A 16,638-nucleotide genomic window follows, 5' to 3' on the forward strand; every position below is an offset into this window, starting at 1 on the left:
CGGGAACAGCTGGGGGTGAAACGTAAAATTGAAACCATGAACGAAACCATTCAGGTCGGTGTAGTGATGGGCTCGAACTCCGATTGGGAGACGATGCGCCACGCGGTCGAGATTCTCCAGCAATTCGGAATCAGCCACGAAGCGAAGGTGGTCTCGGCCCACCGGATGCCCGATGCGCTGTTCGCGTACGCCGAAAGCGCCGCCGGGCGCGGGCTCACGGCGATCATCGCCGGGGCGGGCGGCGCGGCCCACCTGCCGGGCATGCTGGCCTCCAAAACCACGGTGCCGGTGCTCGGCGTGCCGGTGGCCAGCCGCCACCTGCAGGGCGTCGATTCCCTCTACAGCATCGTGCAGATGCCCAAGGGCGTGCCCGTGGCCACCTTTGCCATCGGCACCGCCGGCGCGGCCAACGCGGCGCTGTTCGCGGTGGCCATGCTGGCGGTGAACAACCCGGCGCTGCGCGCCAAGCTCGACGCCTTCCGCACGGCCCAGACCGCCGCTGCCGAGGCCATGGTGCTGCCGCCGCCCGAAGCGGGCGCGGCGGTGTCGCCCTTCTCGCCGCAAGGCGGGGGTGCGCTGTGAGCACCGGCCATTCGGGCGACCTGCCCATCCTCCCGGGCGCCACGCTCGGCGTGCTCGGCGGCGGCCAGCTCGGGCGCATGTTCGCGCACGCGGCCCAGCGCATGGGCTACTTCACCGCGGTGCTCGACCCCGACGCCGACAGCCCCGCCGGCCGCGTGAGCCACCACCACATCCACACCGACTACGCCGACGTCGACGGCCTGGCCCGCCTGGCCGGCCTGGCCGACGCGGTGACGACCGAGTTCGAGAACGTGCCCGCGCCCTCGCTGGAGCACCTGGCGGTAGCACGGCCGGTGTCGCCCGCCGCCTCGGCGATCGCCATCGCGCAGGACCGCATCGCCGAGAAGGCGCACTTCACGCGCTGCGGCGTGCCTTGCGCGCCCTACGCCGTCATCGAGACGGCGGAGCAACTGGCCGCCGTTGATGACCAGCTGCTGCCCGGCATCCTCAAGACCGCCCGCCTGGGCTACGACGGCAAGGGCCAGCAGCGCGTGAAGACGCGCGCCGAGCTGGTCGAGGCCTGGCAAGCCGCTGGCTGCGTGCCCTGCGTGCTCGAGAAGATGCTGCCGCTCGAGTTCGAGTGCTCGGTGATCCTGGCGCGTGGCCGCGACGGCCAGATCGTGCATTTCCCGCCGCAGCGCAACCTGCACCGTGACGGCATCCTCGCCGTGACCGAGGTGCACCCGCAGAACATGCCCAAGACCGTGGCGCAGGGCGCGGTCAATTCCGCCAAGAGCATCGCCAGCGGCCTGGACTACGTGGGCGTGCTGTGCGTCGAGTTCTTCGCGCTGGCCGACGGCTCGCTGGTGGTCAACGAAATGGCGCCGCGTCCGCACAACAGCGGCCACTACACGATGGAAGCCTGCGACGTGTCGCAGTTCGAGCTGCAGGTGCGCACCCTCGCCGGCCTGCCGCTGACCGCGCCGCGCCAGCACAGCCCCGCCGTCATGCTCAACCTGCTGGGCGACCTGTGGTTCCCGGGCGGCGAGGGCGACGGCGCCAAGCCGGTCGCGCCGCGCTGGAGCGAGGTGCTCGCCCTGCCCGGCACCCACCTGCACCTGTACGGCAAGCTGGCACCGCGCCGCGGCCGCAAGATGGGCCACCTGACCCTCACCGGCGCCACGCTCGAGAGCGTGCGCGCCAATGCCTCGCAGGCCGCGCTGCTGCTGGGCCTGCCGGCGCTCGCATGATCCTCGACGGCCACGCTCCCGACGCCATCGCCGAGGCCGCGCGCGTGCTGCGCGCCGGCGGGCTGGTCGCCTTCCCGACCGAGACCGTCTACGGCCTGGGCGCCGACGCCAGCAGCGACACCGCCGTCGCCGGCATCTTCGCGGCCAAGGGCCGGCCGGCCGACCATCCGCTGATCGTCCACGTGGCGGCGGGCGCCAAGGGCGCGCAGGCGCTGTCGCGCTTCGCCCAGCCGCTGCCGCCTTTCGCGCAGAAGCTCGTGCAGGCCTTCTGGCCCGGCCCGCTCACGCTGATCGTCACGCGCCAGCCCGGCGTGGGCACGGCGGCGGCCGGCGGGCAGGACACCATCGGCCTGCGCTGCCCCGCGCACCCGATGGCGCAGGCGCTGCTCGAAGCCTGCGCCGAGCAGGGCGTGCCCGGCCTGGCGGGGCCCAGCGCCAACCGCTTCGGCCGCGTCAGCCCGACCACGGCGCAGCACGTGCACGACGAGTTCGGCGATGCGCTGCTGGTGATCGACGGCGGCGCCTGCGAAGTGGGCATCGAATCGACCATCGTCGACTGCAGCCGCGGCGCGCCCGTGCTGCTGCGCCCGGGCCTCATCACGCGCGACCAGATCGAGGCCGCCGTCGGCGAGCCGCTGCGCGACCGCGAGGTGCTCGACACGCCCGACCCGCGCGCCTCGGGCACGCTGGAGGCGCACTACGCGCCCGACGCCAAGGTGCGGCTGATGGACCCCAAGGCCATCCAGACCGGCCTCGATGTGCTCGGTGCCAACGCCGCGCACATCGCCGTGTGGACGCGCAGCAACGTGCGCAGCCGCTCGCAGCGCGTGCTGCTGCGGCGCATGCCCGACGACGCGGCAGCCACCGCGCAGCAGCTGTTCGCGGTGCTGCGCGAATTCGACGCGCAGGGCGTGAAGCTGATCTGGGTCGAGACGCCGCCCGACACGCCCGAGTGGGAAGGTGTGAAAGACCGCTTGCAGCGCGCTGCAGCGGCCTGATCAACGCCTGATCGGCTGCTTGGCCGCGGGGCTCAGCCCCCGGCCGCCAGCACCCCCTGGAAGAACCCGCGCGCTGCCGCCAGGCAGAAGGGCGGCGCCAGCGTGCCGTGGTACGCGGCCGTCACGGCGCGCGCCTTGTCGGTGGCGCTGCCCGGCGTGCTCTGTGCCAGCAGGTCCTTGGCCTGTGCAAAGCCTGCGCGTGCCGCCGAATAGCTGTCGGTGGTGCCGCGGTCTTCCAGGTCGACCACCGCGAGCGCGGCGGCCGGCATGCCCTTGGCGCGGAAGTAGCCGGCCGTGGCGCGCGTGCTCAGGAAGTTCACGGTCGGGTCGTTCGCGCCGCTGCACAGCAGCATCGGCTTGGTCGGCACCCAGTTGCGCAGGTCGTTGGCGATGGCCGCCTTGCGGAAGCCCGTGGCGGGCTTGCAGTCCAGCGGCGAGGCCGAGCCGAGCGACGCGGCCGTGGCCGGCAGCGCGTTGCCGGGGCAGGGGGCCGACTGGATGTCGGTGGCCGCCTGCGTGAGGAAGCTCTGCTTGATGAGGTTGTTGGCGCCGTAGAAGATCGCCAGCTCGGGGCTCACCGGGCCCGGCTTGCCGTCGGCCGGGAACAGCGCCAGCTGCGGCAGCTTGCCGCTGGAGAACAGCGTGCCCGGCGTGAGGGTGGGCAGCAGGGTGTCGATGCCGGTGGCGTACTGCGCCTCGTAGACGTCGCTGGTGCTGTTGTAGACGTTGCCGAACTGCTGCTGCCAGCTGGTCGACAGCAGCGGCACGAACAGCGTGGCGCCCAGCGCCGGCCAGCCCAGGTAGGTGTAGTCGGTCAGGAGGCTGATGGCCGAGGGCGCGGCCAGCGGGGCCGAGGCCGTCACGGTCTTGCCGGTGGCCTGCATCTCGCGGTGCGCGGCCATCGCCACGTAGCCGCCCTGCGAATAGCCGGTGATGAACAGCGAGCCGGCGTCGTTCGCGCCGATGTCCGAGAAGGTCTTGCGCGCCGCGGTGAGCGCATCGACCATGTCCTTGCCCTGCTGCTCGCCGTTGAGGTAGGGGTGGTAGGGCAGCGTCGACTTGTCGTAGCCCGCGTAGTTGGGCGCCACCACGATGTAGCCCTGCGCCGCGAACATGGCGGCCACCATCAGCCCTTCGCCGGCGGCCGGCTGGGTGGTGTCGGTCCACTTGGCGAGGTTGTAGTTGCGCGCCGGCGTGGTGCCGTGCGCGTACAGCACCACGGGGCGCGCGCCGCTGCAGGCGACGTCGGAACCCGAGGGCACCATGATCGCGGCGGTGGCGTTGGTGGCTTCGTTCTTGCCGCCGACGGTGCGGTACTCGAGGTAGCGCATGTCGACGCCGCACTTGGGCGCGCCGGTGACCTGCAGCAGCGCCTTGCCCTGGTCGGAGGCCTGCAGGCTGGCCCTGAACTGGTCGGCTGTGAGCTTGGTGCCCTGCTCGGGCGGGCTGGTGACGACCGAGCCGCGCCCGGTGTCGCTGCCGCCGCCCGGCGGCGGAAAGCCGATGCCGACGCCGCCCCCACCGCCGCCCCCGCCACAGGCGGCGAGCAGCAACGTGGCGCCGGCGAGCGTCGCCGCGGCGGTGACCCGGCGGGCCGGGAAGGACGAGGGCTGTGAATGCCGTGGGTGCTGCAAGGTCAAGACGCGTCTCCTGGATAGGTATCGAAAACGAACGAGCGTCCGATTCTGGGCAGCGCCATGGCCGCGCGCAAGCAGCGTTTGCGAGCAGAACCTATTCAGTAGCGGGGCGGCTCGGGCCCCGTCCGAGTCACTGGTCCTGCGCGGTCCAGTCGATCAGTGCGTCGAAGGCGGCGCGCGCGGCGCCGGCGTTCTCGCCGTTGGCAATGGCCACCAGCACGTAGCGCCGGCCGCTCGCGCCGTGCACGTAGCCGGCCACGCCCGAGGCGTCGCGCAGCGTGCCGGTCTTCAGGTGCGCCGCGCCGCCCGAGCGCAGCGTGCGCCGCTTCAGCGTGCCGTCCACGCCCATCGCGGGCAGCGAGGCCACCAGTTCGGGCATCACGGGCGAGCGCCACGCCACCTGCAGCATCTTGCCGAGCGCGGCGGCGCTGATGCGCTCGTCGCGCGACAGGCCCGAGCCGTTCTCGAACACCGGCGACGCCTCGCCGGTGCCGATGCGCTCGCGCCACCACTGGCCCAGCGCGCTGCGCGAAGCCTCGAAGGTGCCGCGCTGCTTCTGCGTGAGGCCCAGCGTGAGGAACACCTGCTGCGCCATCACGTTGTTGCTGTACTTGTTGATGTCGCGCACCACCTCGGCCAGCGGCGGCGACTCGAAGTCGAAGGCCGGCTTCAGGCCCGCGGGCACGCGGCCCTCGCGCATCTGGCCGCCCACGCGCCCGCCCATCTCGGCCCACATGCCGCCGATGGCGCGCAGGCTGTAGGTGCGCGGGTCGGCGTAGGCCACGGCCCAGCTCTTCTCGCCGCAGCCCGTGGGAAAGCCGCCGTTGAAGCGGATGCGGTTCACGTCGCTGAAGTCAGGCTTGAGCGCGCCGCGCCAGTCGCCGCATTCGCCGGGCGCCAGCGGCACCGTGGGCGGCATCGCCACGCTGGCCAGCGGGGGCTCGTAGCTCACGCGCGCGAACTGGCCGGCGCGGTCGGGCGCGAAGGTCATGTTGACCGACTTGAAGTTCACCAGCAGCGCATCGGGCGAGGCGTTGTAGGGGCGCAGCGGCTCGCCGTCGAAGGCGGCCGGGTCGTTCTCGACCGTGGTCTCGAAGGCGCTGCGGTCGATCACGATGTCGCCGCTCACGGTGGTGATGCCCAGGCCCTGCACGTGGCGCAGCAGCAGCCACACGCGCTCCAGCACCAGCTTGGGATCGCCCTGGCCCTTGATGTAGAGGTTGCCGTTGAGCACGCCGTTGGCCACCGAGCCCTCGACGTAGACCGGCGTGTTCCAGCTGTAGGCCGGGCCGAGCAGGTCGAGCGCCGCGTAGGTGGTCACCAGCTTCATGATCGAGGCCGGGTTCACCGGCACCTGCGAACGCCAGGCCAGGCGCGGCGCGCGGCCCGCGTCGGCATCGGCCACCAGCAGGGTCACGGCCTCGCGCGAGACCTTGGCGCGCGCGAGGGCGGCATCGACGGAGGGCGGAAGCGCTTGCTGGGCGAGGGCGCCGGCCGGGGCCAGCAGGGCGAGGGTCAGCGCGAAGGTCTGCGCACGGCGGGGGGCAAAAGGCATCCGCCGATTATCCCGGCGCGAAAACATGCAGCTTCGCGTGGTACAGCAGCATGATCGTCTTGGCGTCGGCGATGCGGCCATCGGCCACCATGGCCAGCGCCTCGTCGATGCCCAGTTCGAGCACCTCGATGTCCTCGCCCTCCTCCGCCAGCCCGCCGCCCGCGCCGACGCGCATCGAGGCCTCGTAGGGCGCGACGAAGAAGTGCAGCTTCTCGGTCACCGAGCCCGGGCTCATGAAGCTCTCGAACACCTTCTGCACGGTGCCGAGCCGGTAGCCCAGCTCTTCTTCCACCTCGGCGCGGATGCGTTCCTCGGGCGCGGCGTTGTCCAGCAGGCCCGCGGCCGCCTCGATCAGCAGGTCGTCGTGGCCGTTGACGAAAGCCGGGTAGCGGAACTGCCGCGTGAGCAGCACGGTGCGCTGGCCCAGGTGGTAGGGCAGCAGCGTGGCGCCGTTGCCGCGGTCGTAGGTCTCGCGGTGCATGCGCTGCCACTCGCCGTCGTTGCGCCGCCAGTCGAAGGCGGTGGTGCGCAGCGTGTACCAGTTGTCGGACAGGAGGGTGACTTCGTGCACCCGGACGCGGTCGTGAATGGTCATGGCGGCGAGCATAGAACCGAGTTCGTGCAATATCAAGAAGATTCGTGCAATAACGTGCAAACCCGTTACCATCGGCCCATGCTCACCCGACCGCGCAAGCAACACATCCTCTCGGTCCTGCGACGCGACGGCCAGGTCGTCGCCAAGGCGCTCAGCGAAGAGCTGGCCCTGTCCGAAGACACCATCCGCCGCGACCTGCGCGAGCTCGCGGCCGAAGGGCTGCTGCAGCGCGTGCACGGCGGCGCGCTGCCGGTCGCGGCGGCCGAGGCCGACTTCAGCGGGCGCCAGCAGCTCGCGCCCGACGAAAAAGTGGCCATCGGCCGCGCCGCCGCGCGCCTCGTGAAGCCGGGGCAGGTGGTGTTCATCGACGGCGGCACCACGGCCGTGCAGCTGGCGCGCCACCTGCCGCTCGCGCTGCAGGCCACGGTGGTCACGCACAGCCCGTCGGTGGCGGTCGAGCTGGCGGCGCACGCCGGCATCGAGGTGGTGCTGATCGGCGGGCGCCTCTTCCGGCATTCGATGGTGGCGGTCGGCGCGGCGGCCATGGCGGCCATTTCACGCATCCATGCCGACACGTACTTCATGGGCGCCACCGGCGTGCACGCCGAGGCGGGCCTGACCACGGGCGACGCGGAAGAGGCCGAGATCAAGCGCGCGCTGATGGCCGCTGCGGCCGAGACCGTCGTGCTGGCCTCGTCCGAAAAGCTCGGGGCCGCGTCGGCGTGGGTGGTCAGCCCGCTGGCGGACGCGACGCAGCTGCTGGTGGCGCCGCAGGCCCCCGAGCAGGCGCTGGCGCCGCTGCGCGCGGCCGGGCTGGCGATCCTGCGCGCCGACGAGGCCGGCTGATTCGCCCCGCCCCTGCGCGGCCGGGGCCTGCCCTCGATAATGGCGGGATGCCCGCCGCGCCCCCGCAGACCTCCCCGCCCCTCCTGTCTCCCCGCATGCTCGGCATCGGCGCGGCCGTGGTCACCGTCGTGGTCTGGACCGCCTTCATCCTCATCGCGCGCGCCTCGGCCGCGCGCTCGCTCACGCCCTTCGACCTGGCCTTTGCGCGCGTCTGCGGCGCCAGCCTCGTGCTGGTGCCCTGGGGCGCGTGGCTGGCGACGAAGCACCGCGGCGCGGTGTCCTCGTTCTTCGGCCTGTCGCCGCTGTCGCTGCGCGTGACCGCCACCGCCGGCATCTTCGGCGGCGTGGCCTACGCGCTCATCGCCTACAGCGGCTTCTTCTTCGCACCGGCCGGCCATGCGGCCGTGCTGATGCCCGGCAGCCTGCCGCTGTGGACCACGCTGCTGGCCGCGCTGGTGCTGCGCGACCGCATCACGCCCACGCGCGCCATCGGCCTGGCGATGATCGTTGCGGGCGACCTCGTGGTCGGCGGGCGCAGCCTGCTGCACGCCTTCGAGGGCGGCGAGGTCTGGAAGGGCGACCTGATGTTCATGGGCGCCGCCTTCTGCTGGGCCTGCTACAGCGTGGTGGCGCGCCGTCATGGGCTGGACGCCGTGCGCGCCACCATCGCCATCACCGTGTTCGCGCTCATGACCTATGTGCCGGTCTACACCTTGCTGGTGGCTTCGGGCACGGTCGTGAGCCACATCGGCAGCGCGCCGTGGGGCGAGGTCGCGTTCCAGATGGCCTTCCAGGGCGTCGGCTCGGTGGTGATCTCCGGCATCACTTTCACCAAGATGATCCAGCACTTCGGTCCCGTGCGCACCACCATGATCACGGCGCTGGTGCCGGGCCTGTCGGCCTTCGGCGCGGTGCTGTGGCTGGGCGAGCCGATGCACTGGAGCCTGGTTGCCGGGCTCGCGCTGGTGACGGCCGGCATCCTGTTCGGCGTGCGCAAGGCCGCGGCCGTGCGCGCCGCCGCGCCGGCGCCGGTCTGCCCGACGCCGTGCCCGGTGGGAATGGGGCGTCCGAATGTCTGACAAGCTCCTGGCCTTCGACACGAGCACCGAGCACCTGTCGGTCGCGGTGCGCCACGGCGACCGCGTGCTGGCGCACAGCGGCGTGGGCGGCGCGCAGGCGTCGAGCACGCTGCTGCCGTTGATCCGCGAGCTGCTCGCCGACGCGGGGCTCGCGCTCGCCGAGCTCGATGCCATCGTCTTCGGGCGCGGCCCGGGCTCCTTCACCGGCCTGCGCACCGCCTGCTCGGTGGCGCAGGGCCTGGCCTTCGGCGCCAAGGTGCCGCTGCTGCCGGTCGACACCCTGCTGGCCGTGGCCGACGAGGCGCGCCATGCCTTCGGCGCGCAGCGCGTGGTGGCCGTGCTCGACGCGCGCATGGACCAGCTCTACGCCGCGCACTACGACTTCGCCTCCGCCGGCCCGTTCGGCGGCGACCCCGAGCCGCTGCTGCTCGCCCCCGAGGCGCTCGAGGTGCCGGCCGGCTGGGCGCTCGCCGGCAATGCCTTCACCGCCTACGGCCCGCGCCTGGCGGCCGCCACGGCCCGCCACGAGGTGCTGCCCACGGCCGCCGCCATGCTGCGGCTGGCACCCGCGCTGCTCGCGGCCGGGCGCACCGTGCCCGCCGCGCAGGCCTGGCCGCTCTATGTTCGCGATAAAGTGGCGCAAACCACCGAGGAACGCGCCGCCATCAAGGCGGCGGCCGCTGCCGTTCCGCCGAACCCCGCATGAGCGCTGTCCTCCAGTCCGTCGAAGCCCGTCTTGAACCGCTCACCGTCGAGCGGATCGATGCCGTGTGCGCGGTCGAGCAGACGGCCTACACGCACCCCTGGACGCGCGCCAACTTCACCGATTCGATGGCCGTGGGCTACCACTGCCAGTGCCTGCTGGCGCCCGGCGTGGCGCCGGGTGTCGAGTCCCCCTGCACCAGCCTGGGCGAAACGCTGATCGGCTACTTCGTCGCCATGAAGGGCGTGGACGAGGTGCACCTGCTCAACATCACCGTGGCGCCGGCCTTCCAGCGCCAGGGCTGGGCGCCGCTCATGCTCGAAGCGCTGGCCGGCTGGTCGCGCGGCGAGGGCGCGCTGTGGCTGTGGCTCGAGGTGCGCGAAAGCAACCGGCGCGCGCTCGACATCTACCTGCGGCAAGGCTTTCGCAGCGTCGGCGTGCGCAAGGGCTACTACCCGGCGTTCGACGGCAAGCGTGAAGACGCGGTCGTCATGAGCATGCGCCTCAACGAAACAGGCTCCGCCTGGGGAGCTTTGCGATGACGGACACCGCAGTCCACACCCTGCGCCTGGACGCGCGCCAGCGCGCCATGCTCGACGAGATGGGCGTGAAGGTCTGGTGGCCCGTGCCGCCGGAACCCGAGATCGAAGTCGAAGCCGAGCCGGAGGCTCCCGTGGCCGCTGATTCCGGCATGCCCGACATGCCCGAAGGCCCGCCGCTGGAGCTCGACGATCGCGACCAGTCTTACGACGCGCCGCCCCCGCCGCGCCCGGCACCCGCACCCGTCGCCCGCCCCGTGGCCGCTCCGGCGCCGCGTCCCGTCGCAGCGCCGCCCGTGGCGCAAGGCGCCGCCGTGCTGGTCGAAGCGCCCTGCCGCCTGTACGCCGACAAGGCCGACGCCACGGCGCCGGTGCAGGGCGGCTGGCTGGTCGTGGCCGACATGCCGCCCGAGGCCGACGGCCGCCACGGCGAACCCTTCGCGGGCGATGCCGGCCGCCTGCTCGACAACATGCTGCGCGCGCTGAAACTGCACGACGGCCGCACGCCCGTGCACCTGATGCGCACGCACCGCGGCGTGGCCGCCGGCCAGCCCGGCAGTCCGCAGCCGATCGATGCCGCCTTCGACGCCCACGCGGCGGCGCTGGCGCCCAGCGTCGTGCTGGCGATGGGCCCGCTGGCCGCGCAGAGCCTGATGCAAAGCCGCGATCCGCTGGGCAAGCTGCGCGGTCGTGCGGTCCCGCTGGCGTCGGCGAACGGCGTGCCCGTCGTGGCGACGTACCACCCCGCCTACCTGCTGCGCAACCCGGCCGACAAGGCCCGCGCCTGGGCCGACCTGTGCCTGGCGGCAGAGCAGGCCACCCCTACGGCCTGAGAGCGGCGGGCGGGGTCCGTAAAATCGGGCCCCATGACTTTCCTCGACAAGCTGGCCGCTGCACAGCAAACCAACGGTTCGTTGCTCTGCGTGGGCCTCGACCCGGAGCCAGCCAAATTCCCGGGGGCGTACAAGGGCGACGCCAGCCGCATCTATGACTTCTGCGCGCGCATCGTCGACGCGACGGCCGACCTGGTCATCGCCTTCAAGCCCCAGATCGCCTACTTCGCGGCCCACCGCGCCGAAGACCAGCTCGAACGCCTGATGGAGCACATGCGCCGCAACGCGCCCCATGTGCCCACCATTCTGGACGCCAAGCGCGGCGACATCGGCTCCACCGCCGAGCAGTACGCGCTCGAAGCCTTCGAGCGCTACGGCGCCGACGCCGTGACCCTGTCGCCCTTCATGGGCTTCGACTCGGTCGCGCCCTACCTCCAGTACGAAGGCAAGGGCGCCTTCCTGCTGTGCCGCACCAGCAACCCTGGCGGTTCCGACCTGCAGGGCCAGCGTCTGGCCAGCGTCGAGGGCCAGCCCTTCCTGTACGAGCACGTCGCCCGCCTGGCGCAGGGCCCGTGGAACCTCAACGGCCAGCTCGGCCTCGTGGTGGGCGCGACCTACCCGGCCGAGATCGAGCGCGTGCGTGAACTCGCACCGACGGTGCCGCTGCTGATCCCGGGCGTCGGTGCCCAGGGCGGCGACGCGGTCGCCACCGTGCGCGCCGGCTGGCGCGCCGACGCACCCATCATCGTGAACTCGTCGCGGGCGATCATCTACGCCTCGTCGGGCGAAGACTTCGCCGATGCGGCGAAGAACGCCGCGCGCACCACGCGCGACGCATTGGAAGCAGCGAAGCCCTGACGGGCCTTCAGTTTCTGCGCAGGCGGGTGAAGAGCTCGAATTCCCAGTTGCGCATGCCAAGGAGCAGGGTGTAGCCCTCGCGGTCCTTGGCCGACAGCTTCTGGTCGGTCTGGTGCTGCTGCGCAAAGTCTTGCGCCACGCGCTGCAGCCGCTCCATGAAGGCGGGCGCCAGCGACCGGCTGATCGAGCCGTGCACCAGCAGCAGGCCCTCGGCTGGGCCGTCGAAGCCGCCCTTGTAGTAGTCGAGCACCACGTTCTCGCGGAAGAACTCCATCACCGGGCCGTGCGGGCGCCAGCGGAAGGTCTTGGCGAGCTTCAGGCGGTACCGGTTGAGCGGGCGCAGCTCGATGATGCCGATGCGGTCCAGCTGCGCCAGGCAGCCGATGCACTCGGCCTCGGTGATCCGGTACGACGCCACGATCTGCTCCAGCGTCCACTGGCTCAGCACGCTGATCGCCACCAGCAGCAGCTTCTTGTCCTTGACCACGGCCTTTTCCTGCTCGTGGGTCAGCTCCTTCAGCAGCGGCTGGGCGTCGGCCACGCGCCGCGCCAGCTCGGCGAAATCGATCTTCAGGGCGCGGCAGATCGCATCGACGCGCGACAGCGGCATGTCGCTCTTGGCCAGCATGCGCTTGACGCTGGACTCCGCCATGTCCAGCGACCGGGCCAGGTCGGCATACGTCATGCGGGCGCTTTTGAGTTCGTTCTTGAGGGCCTGGACCAGGTCGACGGTGGTGCTCATGAAGGGAGGGTACGGGTTGAAGGTATAGAAAAAGGATACCGAAGGGAGTGAAATAGTGCCTCGTATCGATTCTCGATGCCTGGGGGAGGGCTGGCAACTAGATTCCACCCGCCAGCCACCACCCCACCGAGGAACGCCATGCTTCTGCCCACCCTGACACGCCGCGAACGCGGACTGTTGTTCACCTTCGCGCTGCTCTTGCTGATCGCCTTCTTCGGCCCGGCGCTGCCGGCCGCCGACGTGGCGATCGCCTCCGTGTTCGCCGACAACCGGCCGCTGTTCCACCTGCCCAACGCGATGGACGTGCTGAGCAACCTGCCGTTCCTGGCGATCGGCTGCCTGGGGCTGTACCGGCTCAACCGCATCGACCGTTCGCACCAGGAAGCGCTGGCCGGGTTCCCGCTGGCGCCGCCCGCCAACGACCCGCCCGACAACACGCTGGACTGCGCCTGGCTGTTCTTCGCCGGCCTGATCGCCACCGCCGCCGGTTCGGCCTTCTATCACCTGATGCCCGACGCGCCCCGCCTCGCCGCCGACCGCGCCGGCATGGCCGTGGCCTTCGCGGGCCTGATTGGCATCGCGGTCTGCGAACGCGTCAGCCAGCGCGCCGGCTGGCCGGCCGCCTGGTTCGTGCTCACGGCCGGCCTGCTGGCCGCCGAGGTCTGCCAGGAAACCGGCAACGTGCTGCCCTGGGCACTGGTGCAGTTCGGCGGCATGGGGCTGGTGCTCACGCTGGCGCTGGCCACGCCGATGCGCGGCGCCGTCGGGCTCAAGCTGGGCTGGGTGATCGCGTTCTATGTGGTGGCCAAGGCCTTCGAACTGGGCGACCACGCCATCTACGAAGCCACCGGCCACCTCGTGTCGGGTCACACGCTCAAGCACCTGGTGGCGTCGCTGGCCGGCCTGCCCGTGCTGATGGCGCTGTACCGCCTCGAAAAGGGCTGGCGCGCCACCCTGCTGCGGCACAATCCCGACCCAGCCGCGATCGCGGCATGACGCGGCTTGGCCACTGGAACGCCGGTGGCGCAGCGGTAGAAGACAAAGAGGAGATTGCATCGCATGACAACCCCCGCCGCCGCCGCGCCCGCGCCCGTGGTGCATGAGCCCAACGCCCACGCGAACCAGTTCGCCCTGCTCGGCCAGCGGCGCTTCGCGCCCTTCTTCTGGACCCAGTTCGCGGGGGCCGCGAACGACAACCTCTTCAAGTTCGCCTTCACCGTGATGGTGACCTACCAGCTGCAACTGAGCTGGATGCCGCCGGCGATGGCGGGGCTGGTGATCGGTGCGCTGTTCATCCTGCCCTTCTTGCTGTTCTCGGCCACGGCCGGCCAGCTGACCGACAAGTTCGACAAGACGAAGATGATCCGCTTCGTCAAGAACCTCGAGATCGCGATCATGCTGATCGCTGCCTGGGGTTTCGTGCGCGCCGACGCGGTGGTGCTGCTGGGCTGCGTGTTCCTCATGGGGCTGCACTCCACGCTGTTCGGGCCCGTCAAGTTCGCCTACCTGCCGCAGGTGCTCGATTCGCGCGAGCTCACGGGCGGCAACGGCATGGTCGAGATGGGCACCTTCGTCGCCATCCTGCTGGGCCAGGTGGCGGGCGGGCTGCTGGTGGCGATGCCGCAGGTCGGCCACACCACGGTGGCCGTGGCCTGCCTGCTGCTGGCGCTGGTGGGGCGCGGCGTGGCGCAGGCCATTCCGCCCGCGCCGGCCACCGACCCGAGTCTGGTCATCAACTGGAACCCCTTCAGCGAAACCTGGCGCAACCTGATGCTGGCGCGCGAGAACATCGTGGTGTTCCGCTCGCTGCTGGGCATCTCGTGGATGTGGTTCTTCGGCGCAGTGTTCCTGAGCCAGTTCCCCAGCTTCGCGAAGGAGGTGTTGCACGGCGACGAGCAGGTGGCGTCGCTGCTCTTGGTGGTGTTCTCGGTGGGCATTGGCGTGGGCTCGCTGCTGTGCGAGACGCTGAGCCGCCGGCAGGTCGAGATCGGCCTCGTGCCGCTGGGCGCCATCGGCATGAGCGTGTTCGCCATCGATCTGTACTTTGCCTCGCGCGCGCTGCCCCCGGTGACGGGCATGGGCCTGGGCGCCTTCATGCAGCAGCCGGCGCACTGGCGCGTGATGGCCGACCTGGGGCTGCTGTCGCTCTTCGCGGGCCTGTACAGCGTGCCGATGTACGCCCTGATCCAGCTGCGCAGCCAGCCCACGCACCGCGCGCGGATCATCGCGGCGAACAACATCCTCAACGCGCTCTTCATGATCGGCAGTTCGGTGCTGGCGGGCGCGCTGCTGGGCGCGGGCTTCACCATTCCGCAGATCTTCCTGTTCACCGGCATCGCCAACGCGGTGGTGGCGTTCTACATCTTCATGCTGGTGCCCGAGTACCTGCTGCGCTTCGTGGCCTGGGTGCTGTCGCGCTTCGTGTACCGCTTCGACATCAAGGACGACCAGCACATTCCCACCGAGGGCGCCGCCGTGCTGGTGTGCAACCACGTGAGCTTCATCGACGCGGTGCTGCTGATGGCCGCAAGCCCGCGCCCGATCCGCTTCATCATGGACCACCGCATCTTCAAGGTGCCGGTGCTCGGCTGGCTGTTCAAGCTGGCCAAGGCCATCCCGATCGCGCCGCAGAAGGAAGACCCGGCCGCGTACGAGGCGGCCTTTGCCAAGGCCATCGGCGTGCTGCGCGAGGGCGACCTGCTCGCGATCTTCCCCGAAGGCGCGATCACGCGCGACGGCGAGCTGCAGCCCTTCAAGGGCGGCGTGATGAAGATCCTCGAGGGCGCGCGCGCCGAAGGCATCGAGCCGCCCGTGGTCCCGATGGCGCTGACCAACCTCTGGGGCTCGTACTTCAGCCGCATCGAGCTGCGCGGCGGCCAGCAGGTCGCCATGGCCAAGCCCTTCCGCCGCGGCCTCTTCAGCCGCGTGGGCTTGCGCGTGGGCCACCCCGTGGCGCCGCAGGAAGTGCAGCCCGAGACGCTGCGCCAGCGCGTGGCCGGCCTGCTGGCCTCCTGAGGCGTGCGCCCAAAAGTATCTCTTCGGGATACTGCGGGACGCCAGGATCGCAACTGGTTGAAGTATTCGAGCCCCGCGGCGTGAAGGCGAACCATCATTCGCTCACCTTCACTGCGCCGCGAGGCCTTCATGCAACCCCTCTCATCCTCCACCGCTTCGATCATCCCGCGCGGCCTGCCGGCTTCGCGCAAGACCGCCCTGGTGCGCTCGATGGCCGCCCTGGCCTTCGCCGCCTGCGCCGCGTTCGCGGGTGTCGCGACGCCGCTGCCCGCACGGGCCCAGAGCGAGGCCTCGGCCGCGCTGTCGCTGCTGCCCGTGGCCTCGGTGGTCGGCGCCGCTTCGGTCGTCGGTGCGTCGGCCACCGCGGTGGTCGCTGTGCCCGCGGCGCTGTCGGTGGGCGGTTCGGTGCTCACGGTGATCGCGGTCGAGGCCTCGGTCGACGGCACCGTCTACCTGCTCGAACGCGCCTCGGACGGCGCCCGCGCCAGCGTCAAGGTGATGGGGCGCGCCACCCGTGGCGTGTCGGCGGCTGTCGGCACGGCCGTGGTCGTGAGCGTGATCGGCACGGGCGTCGTGCTCTCGGCTGCCGGCGAGGTGCTGGCCTTCGTGCCCAACGCGGTCGGCCGCGCACTGCTCCACAACGAAAGACTGTCGTGAAACCCGCCCTGCGCCCCGCGCTGCTGCTCGCGTTCGCCATCGCAGCGGTGCTGCCCTTGCAGGCGAACGCCGGCCGCTCGTGCGAACAGGTCAGGCCGACGCCAGCGCTGATCGTCAAGGGCATGCAGCTGGCCGAGCGCACCTCGCAGCAGCTCGACGCGAGCGGCGCGCGGGTGGTCATCCTGGCGCGCGCCGGACAGGACCTGAGCAAGTACGGCCTGCGCTATTCGCATCTGGGCATCGCCTACAAGACCGACGAAGGCCCGTGGCGCGTGGTGCACAAGCTCAACCACTGCGGCACGGCGGTGGCCGCGGTCTACCGGCAGGGGCTGGGCGAGTTCTTCCTCGACGACCTGTGGCGCTACGAGGCCGCCTGGTCCGTGCCCACGCCGGCGGTGCAGGCGCAGCTGATGGCCGCGCTGCGCGAGCCCGACGCGCGCCTCGTGCGCCTGAACGTGGCGCCCTACAGCATCGTGAGCTACGCCTGGGGCCAGAAGTACCAGCAGTCGAACCAGTGGGCCATCGAGACCCTGGCCGCGGCGATGGAGCCCGCCACCATCGGCACCCGCGCGCAGGCGCAGGCCTGGCTGCAGTTCAAAGGCTACGAGCCCACCACGCTGAACCTCGGCCCGCTGACCCGCCTGGGCGGGCGCGTGGGCTCGGCCAACATCGCTTTCGACGATCATCCGAACGAGAAGCGGTTTTCGGACCGCATCGAGACCGTGACCGTCGACTCGGTGTTCGCCTGGCTGCCGCGTGCGGGCTTAGGCGCGGCGCCGGTCACACTCAAGCTCTGAGCGAAGAGATGC

At 71.2% G+C, this 16,638-nt stretch carries 17 protein-coding genes; 13 read left to right on the forward strand and 4 right to left on the reverse strand.

The window, feature by feature from the left end; genetic code table 11:
- Positions 1-36 precede the first annotated feature (36 nt).
- Genes purE through AC07SQ_RS20980 form a run of 3 tightly spaced genes read left to right on the forward strand, consistent with a single transcriptional unit; the run spans position 37 to position 2,770 of the window.
- The gene (gene purE, locus AC07SQ_RS20970) at positions 37-582 is read left to right on the forward strand and encodes a 5-(carboxyamino)imidazole ribonucleotide mutase (RefSeq protein ID WP_095950504.1); all 546 of its coding nucleotides are present in this window, start codon (positions 37-39) and stop codon (positions 580-582) included.
- Positions 579-1,772 (forward strand): 5-(carboxyamino)imidazole ribonucleotide synthase, encoded by a 1,194-nt coding sequence (locus AC07SQ_RS20975; RefSeq protein WP_062481925.1) that lies wholly within the window; start codon positions 579-581, stop codon positions 1,770-1,772. The genes purE and AC07SQ_RS20975 overlap by 4 nt, the downstream gene beginning before the upstream one ends.
- Positions 1,769-2,770, forward strand: a complete 1,002-nt coding sequence (locus AC07SQ_RS20980; protein ID WP_495272721.1) for an L-threonylcarbamoyladenylate synthase — start codon at positions 1,769-1,771, stop codon at positions 2,768-2,770. Before AC07SQ_RS20975 ends, AC07SQ_RS20980 begins: the two co-directional genes overlap by 4 nt.
- Before the next feature lie 32 nt (positions 2,771-2,802).
- On the opposite strand, the gene AC07SQ_RS20985 is transcribed toward AC07SQ_RS20980, so the two are convergent.
- The 3 genes from AC07SQ_RS20985 to AC07SQ_RS20995 all read right to left on the reverse strand — a co-directional run bounded on the left by AC07SQ_RS20985 (position 2,803) and on the right by AC07SQ_RS20995 (position 6,557).
- Entirely contained in the window at positions 2,803-4,404 is a 1,602-nt protein-coding gene (locus AC07SQ_RS20985) for an alpha/beta hydrolase family protein (RefSeq protein WP_495272742.1), read from the reverse strand.
- A gap of 133 nt (positions 4,405-4,537) precedes the next feature.
- On the reverse strand, positions 4,538-5,962 hold the full coding sequence (gene dacB / locus AC07SQ_RS20990; protein ID WP_495272722.1) for a D-alanyl-D-alanine carboxypeptidase/D-alanyl-D-alanine endopeptidase: 1,425 nt from the start codon (positions 5,960-5,962) through the stop codon (positions 4,538-4,540).
- Between the two features lie 7 nt (positions 5,963-5,969).
- A complete protein-coding gene (locus AC07SQ_RS20995) occupies positions 5,970-6,557 on the reverse strand; it encodes an NUDIX hydrolase (RefSeq protein ID WP_139700716.1) in 588 nt (195 codons plus the stop codon).
- A 78-nt stretch (positions 6,558-6,635) separates the two neighbouring features.
- Here AC07SQ_RS20995 and AC07SQ_RS21000 point away from each other — a divergent pair, with 78 nt between their 5' ends.
- From AC07SQ_RS21000 to pyrF, 6 genes are read left to right on the forward strand one after another with little or no spacing between them, the layout of a single operon-like run.
- Positions 6,636-7,403 carry a DeoR/GlpR family DNA-binding transcription regulator gene (locus AC07SQ_RS21000; RefSeq protein ID WP_070063211.1) on the forward strand — a complete coding sequence of 256 codons (768 nt, stop codon included), beginning with the start codon at positions 6,636-6,638 and terminating at the stop codon, positions 7,401-7,403.
- A 47-nt stretch (positions 7,404-7,450) separates the two neighbouring features.
- Positions 7,451-8,482 (forward strand): DMT family transporter, encoded by a 1,032-nt coding sequence (locus tag AC07SQ_RS21005; protein WP_495272723.1) that lies wholly within the window; start codon positions 7,451-7,453, stop codon positions 8,480-8,482.
- Positions 8,475-9,188, forward strand: coding sequence for a tRNA (adenosine(37)-N6)-threonylcarbamoyltransferase complex dimerization subunit type 1 TsaB (tsaB, locus tag AC07SQ_RS21010; RefSeq protein WP_495272724.1), 714 nt, complete (start codon positions 8,475-8,477; stop codon positions 9,186-9,188). The genes AC07SQ_RS21005 and tsaB overlap by 8 nt, the downstream gene beginning before the upstream one ends.
- On the forward strand, positions 9,185-9,727 hold the full coding sequence (gene rimI / locus AC07SQ_RS21015; protein ID WP_062483095.1) for a ribosomal protein S18-alanine N-acetyltransferase: 543 nt from the start codon (positions 9,185-9,187) through the stop codon (positions 9,725-9,727). The genes tsaB and rimI overlap by 4 nt, the downstream gene beginning before the upstream one ends.
- Entirely contained in the window at positions 9,724-10,557 is an 834-nt protein-coding gene (locus tag AC07SQ_RS21020) for a uracil-DNA glycosylase family protein (RefSeq protein ID WP_495272725.1), read from the forward strand. Before rimI ends, AC07SQ_RS21020 begins: the two co-directional genes overlap by 4 nt.
- A gap of 33 nt (positions 10,558-10,590) precedes the next feature.
- Positions 10,591-11,415 (forward strand): orotidine-5'-phosphate decarboxylase, encoded by an 825-nt coding sequence (gene pyrF / locus AC07SQ_RS21025; protein ID WP_062477481.1) that lies wholly within the window; start codon positions 10,591-10,593, stop codon positions 11,413-11,415.
- A 7-nt stretch (positions 11,416-11,422) separates the two neighbouring features.
- Here the strand turns inward: pyrF and AC07SQ_RS21030 are convergent, their stop codons facing one another.
- A complete protein-coding gene (locus AC07SQ_RS21030; protein WP_070063207.1) occupies positions 11,423-12,157 on the reverse strand; it encodes a helix-turn-helix domain-containing protein in 735 nt (244 codons plus the stop codon).
- A 138-nt stretch (positions 12,158-12,295) separates the two neighbouring features.
- On the opposite strand from AC07SQ_RS21030, the gene AC07SQ_RS21035 reads away from it, so the two are divergent.
- From AC07SQ_RS21035 to AC07SQ_RS21050, 4 genes are all read left to right on the forward strand, one after another.
- Positions 12,296-13,153 (forward strand): hypothetical protein, encoded by an 858-nt coding sequence (locus AC07SQ_RS21035; RefSeq protein ID WP_495272726.1) that lies wholly within the window; start codon positions 12,296-12,298, stop codon positions 13,151-13,153.
- Positions 13,154-13,216: 63 nt separating this feature from the next.
- A complete protein-coding gene (locus AC07SQ_RS21040) occupies positions 13,217-15,172 on the forward strand; it encodes an MFS transporter (RefSeq protein WP_495272727.1) in 1,956 nt (651 codons plus the stop codon).
- Between the two features lie 210 nt (positions 15,173-15,382).
- Positions 15,383-15,829: a hypothetical protein gene (locus tag AC07SQ_RS21045; protein WP_307582698.1), complete on the forward strand. Its 447-nt coding sequence runs from the start codon at positions 15,383-15,385 to the stop codon at positions 15,827-15,829.
- Complete coding sequence (locus AC07SQ_RS21050) at positions 15,826-16,626, forward strand: DUF2145 domain-containing protein (RefSeq protein WP_062477466.1); 801 nt, start codon at positions 15,826-15,828, stop codon at positions 16,624-16,626. Before AC07SQ_RS21045 ends, AC07SQ_RS21050 begins: the two co-directional genes overlap by 4 nt.
- Positions 16,627-16,638: the final 12 nt, after the last annotated feature.

The sequence above is a fragment of the Variovorax sp. GW821-FHT06D12 genome, from assembly GCF_059419205.1.

Coding starts and splice junctions, on each gene's coding strand:
- AC07SQ_RS21040 (WP_495272727.1), top strand. CDS start 13,217: ATGACAACCCCCGCCGCCGCCGCGCCCGCGCCCGTGGTGCATGAGCCC.
- AC07SQ_RS21005 (WP_495272723.1), top strand. CDS start 7,451: ATGCCCGCCGCGCCCCCGCAGACCTCCCCGCCCCTCCTGTCTCCCCGC.
- AC07SQ_RS20995 (WP_139700716.1), bottom strand. CDS start 6,557: ATGACCATTCACGACCGCGTCCGGGTGCACGAAGTCACCCTCCTGTCC.
- AC07SQ_RS21020 (WP_495272725.1), top strand. CDS start 9,724: ATGACGGACACCGCAGTCCACACCCTGCGCCTGGACGCGCGCCAGCGC.
- AC07SQ_RS21030 (WP_070063207.1), bottom strand. CDS start 12,157: ATGAGCACCACCGTCGACCTGGTCCAGGCCCTCAAGAACGAACTCAAA.
- dacB (WP_495272722.1), bottom strand. CDS start 5,962: ATGCCTTTTGCCCCCCGCCGTGCGCAGACCTTCGCGCTGACCCTCGCC.
- AC07SQ_RS21000 (WP_070063211.1), top strand. CDS start 6,636: ATGCTCACCCGACCGCGCAAGCAACACATCCTCTCGGTCCTGCGACGC.
- tsaB (WP_495272724.1), top strand. CDS start 8,475: ATGTCTGACAAGCTCCTGGCCTTCGACACGAGCACCGAGCACCTGTCG.
- rimI (WP_062483095.1), top strand. CDS start 9,185: ATGAGCGCTGTCCTCCAGTCCGTCGAAGCCCGTCTTGAACCGCTCACC.
- AC07SQ_RS21035 (WP_495272726.1), top strand. CDS start 12,296: ATGCTTCTGCCCACCCTGACACGCCGCGAACGCGGACTGTTGTTCACC.
- AC07SQ_RS20980 (WP_495272721.1), top strand. CDS start 1,769: ATGATCCTCGACGGCCACGCTCCCGACGCCATCGCCGAGGCCGCGCGC.
- AC07SQ_RS21045 (WP_307582698.1), top strand. CDS start 15,383: ATGGCCGCCCTGGCCTTCGCCGCCTGCGCCGCGTTCGCGGGTGTCGCG.
- purE (WP_095950504.1), top strand. CDS start 37: ATGAACGAAACCATTCAGGTCGGTGTAGTGATGGGCTCGAACTCCGAT.
- pyrF (WP_062477481.1), top strand. CDS start 10,591: ATGACTTTCCTCGACAAGCTGGCCGCTGCACAGCAAACCAACGGTTCG.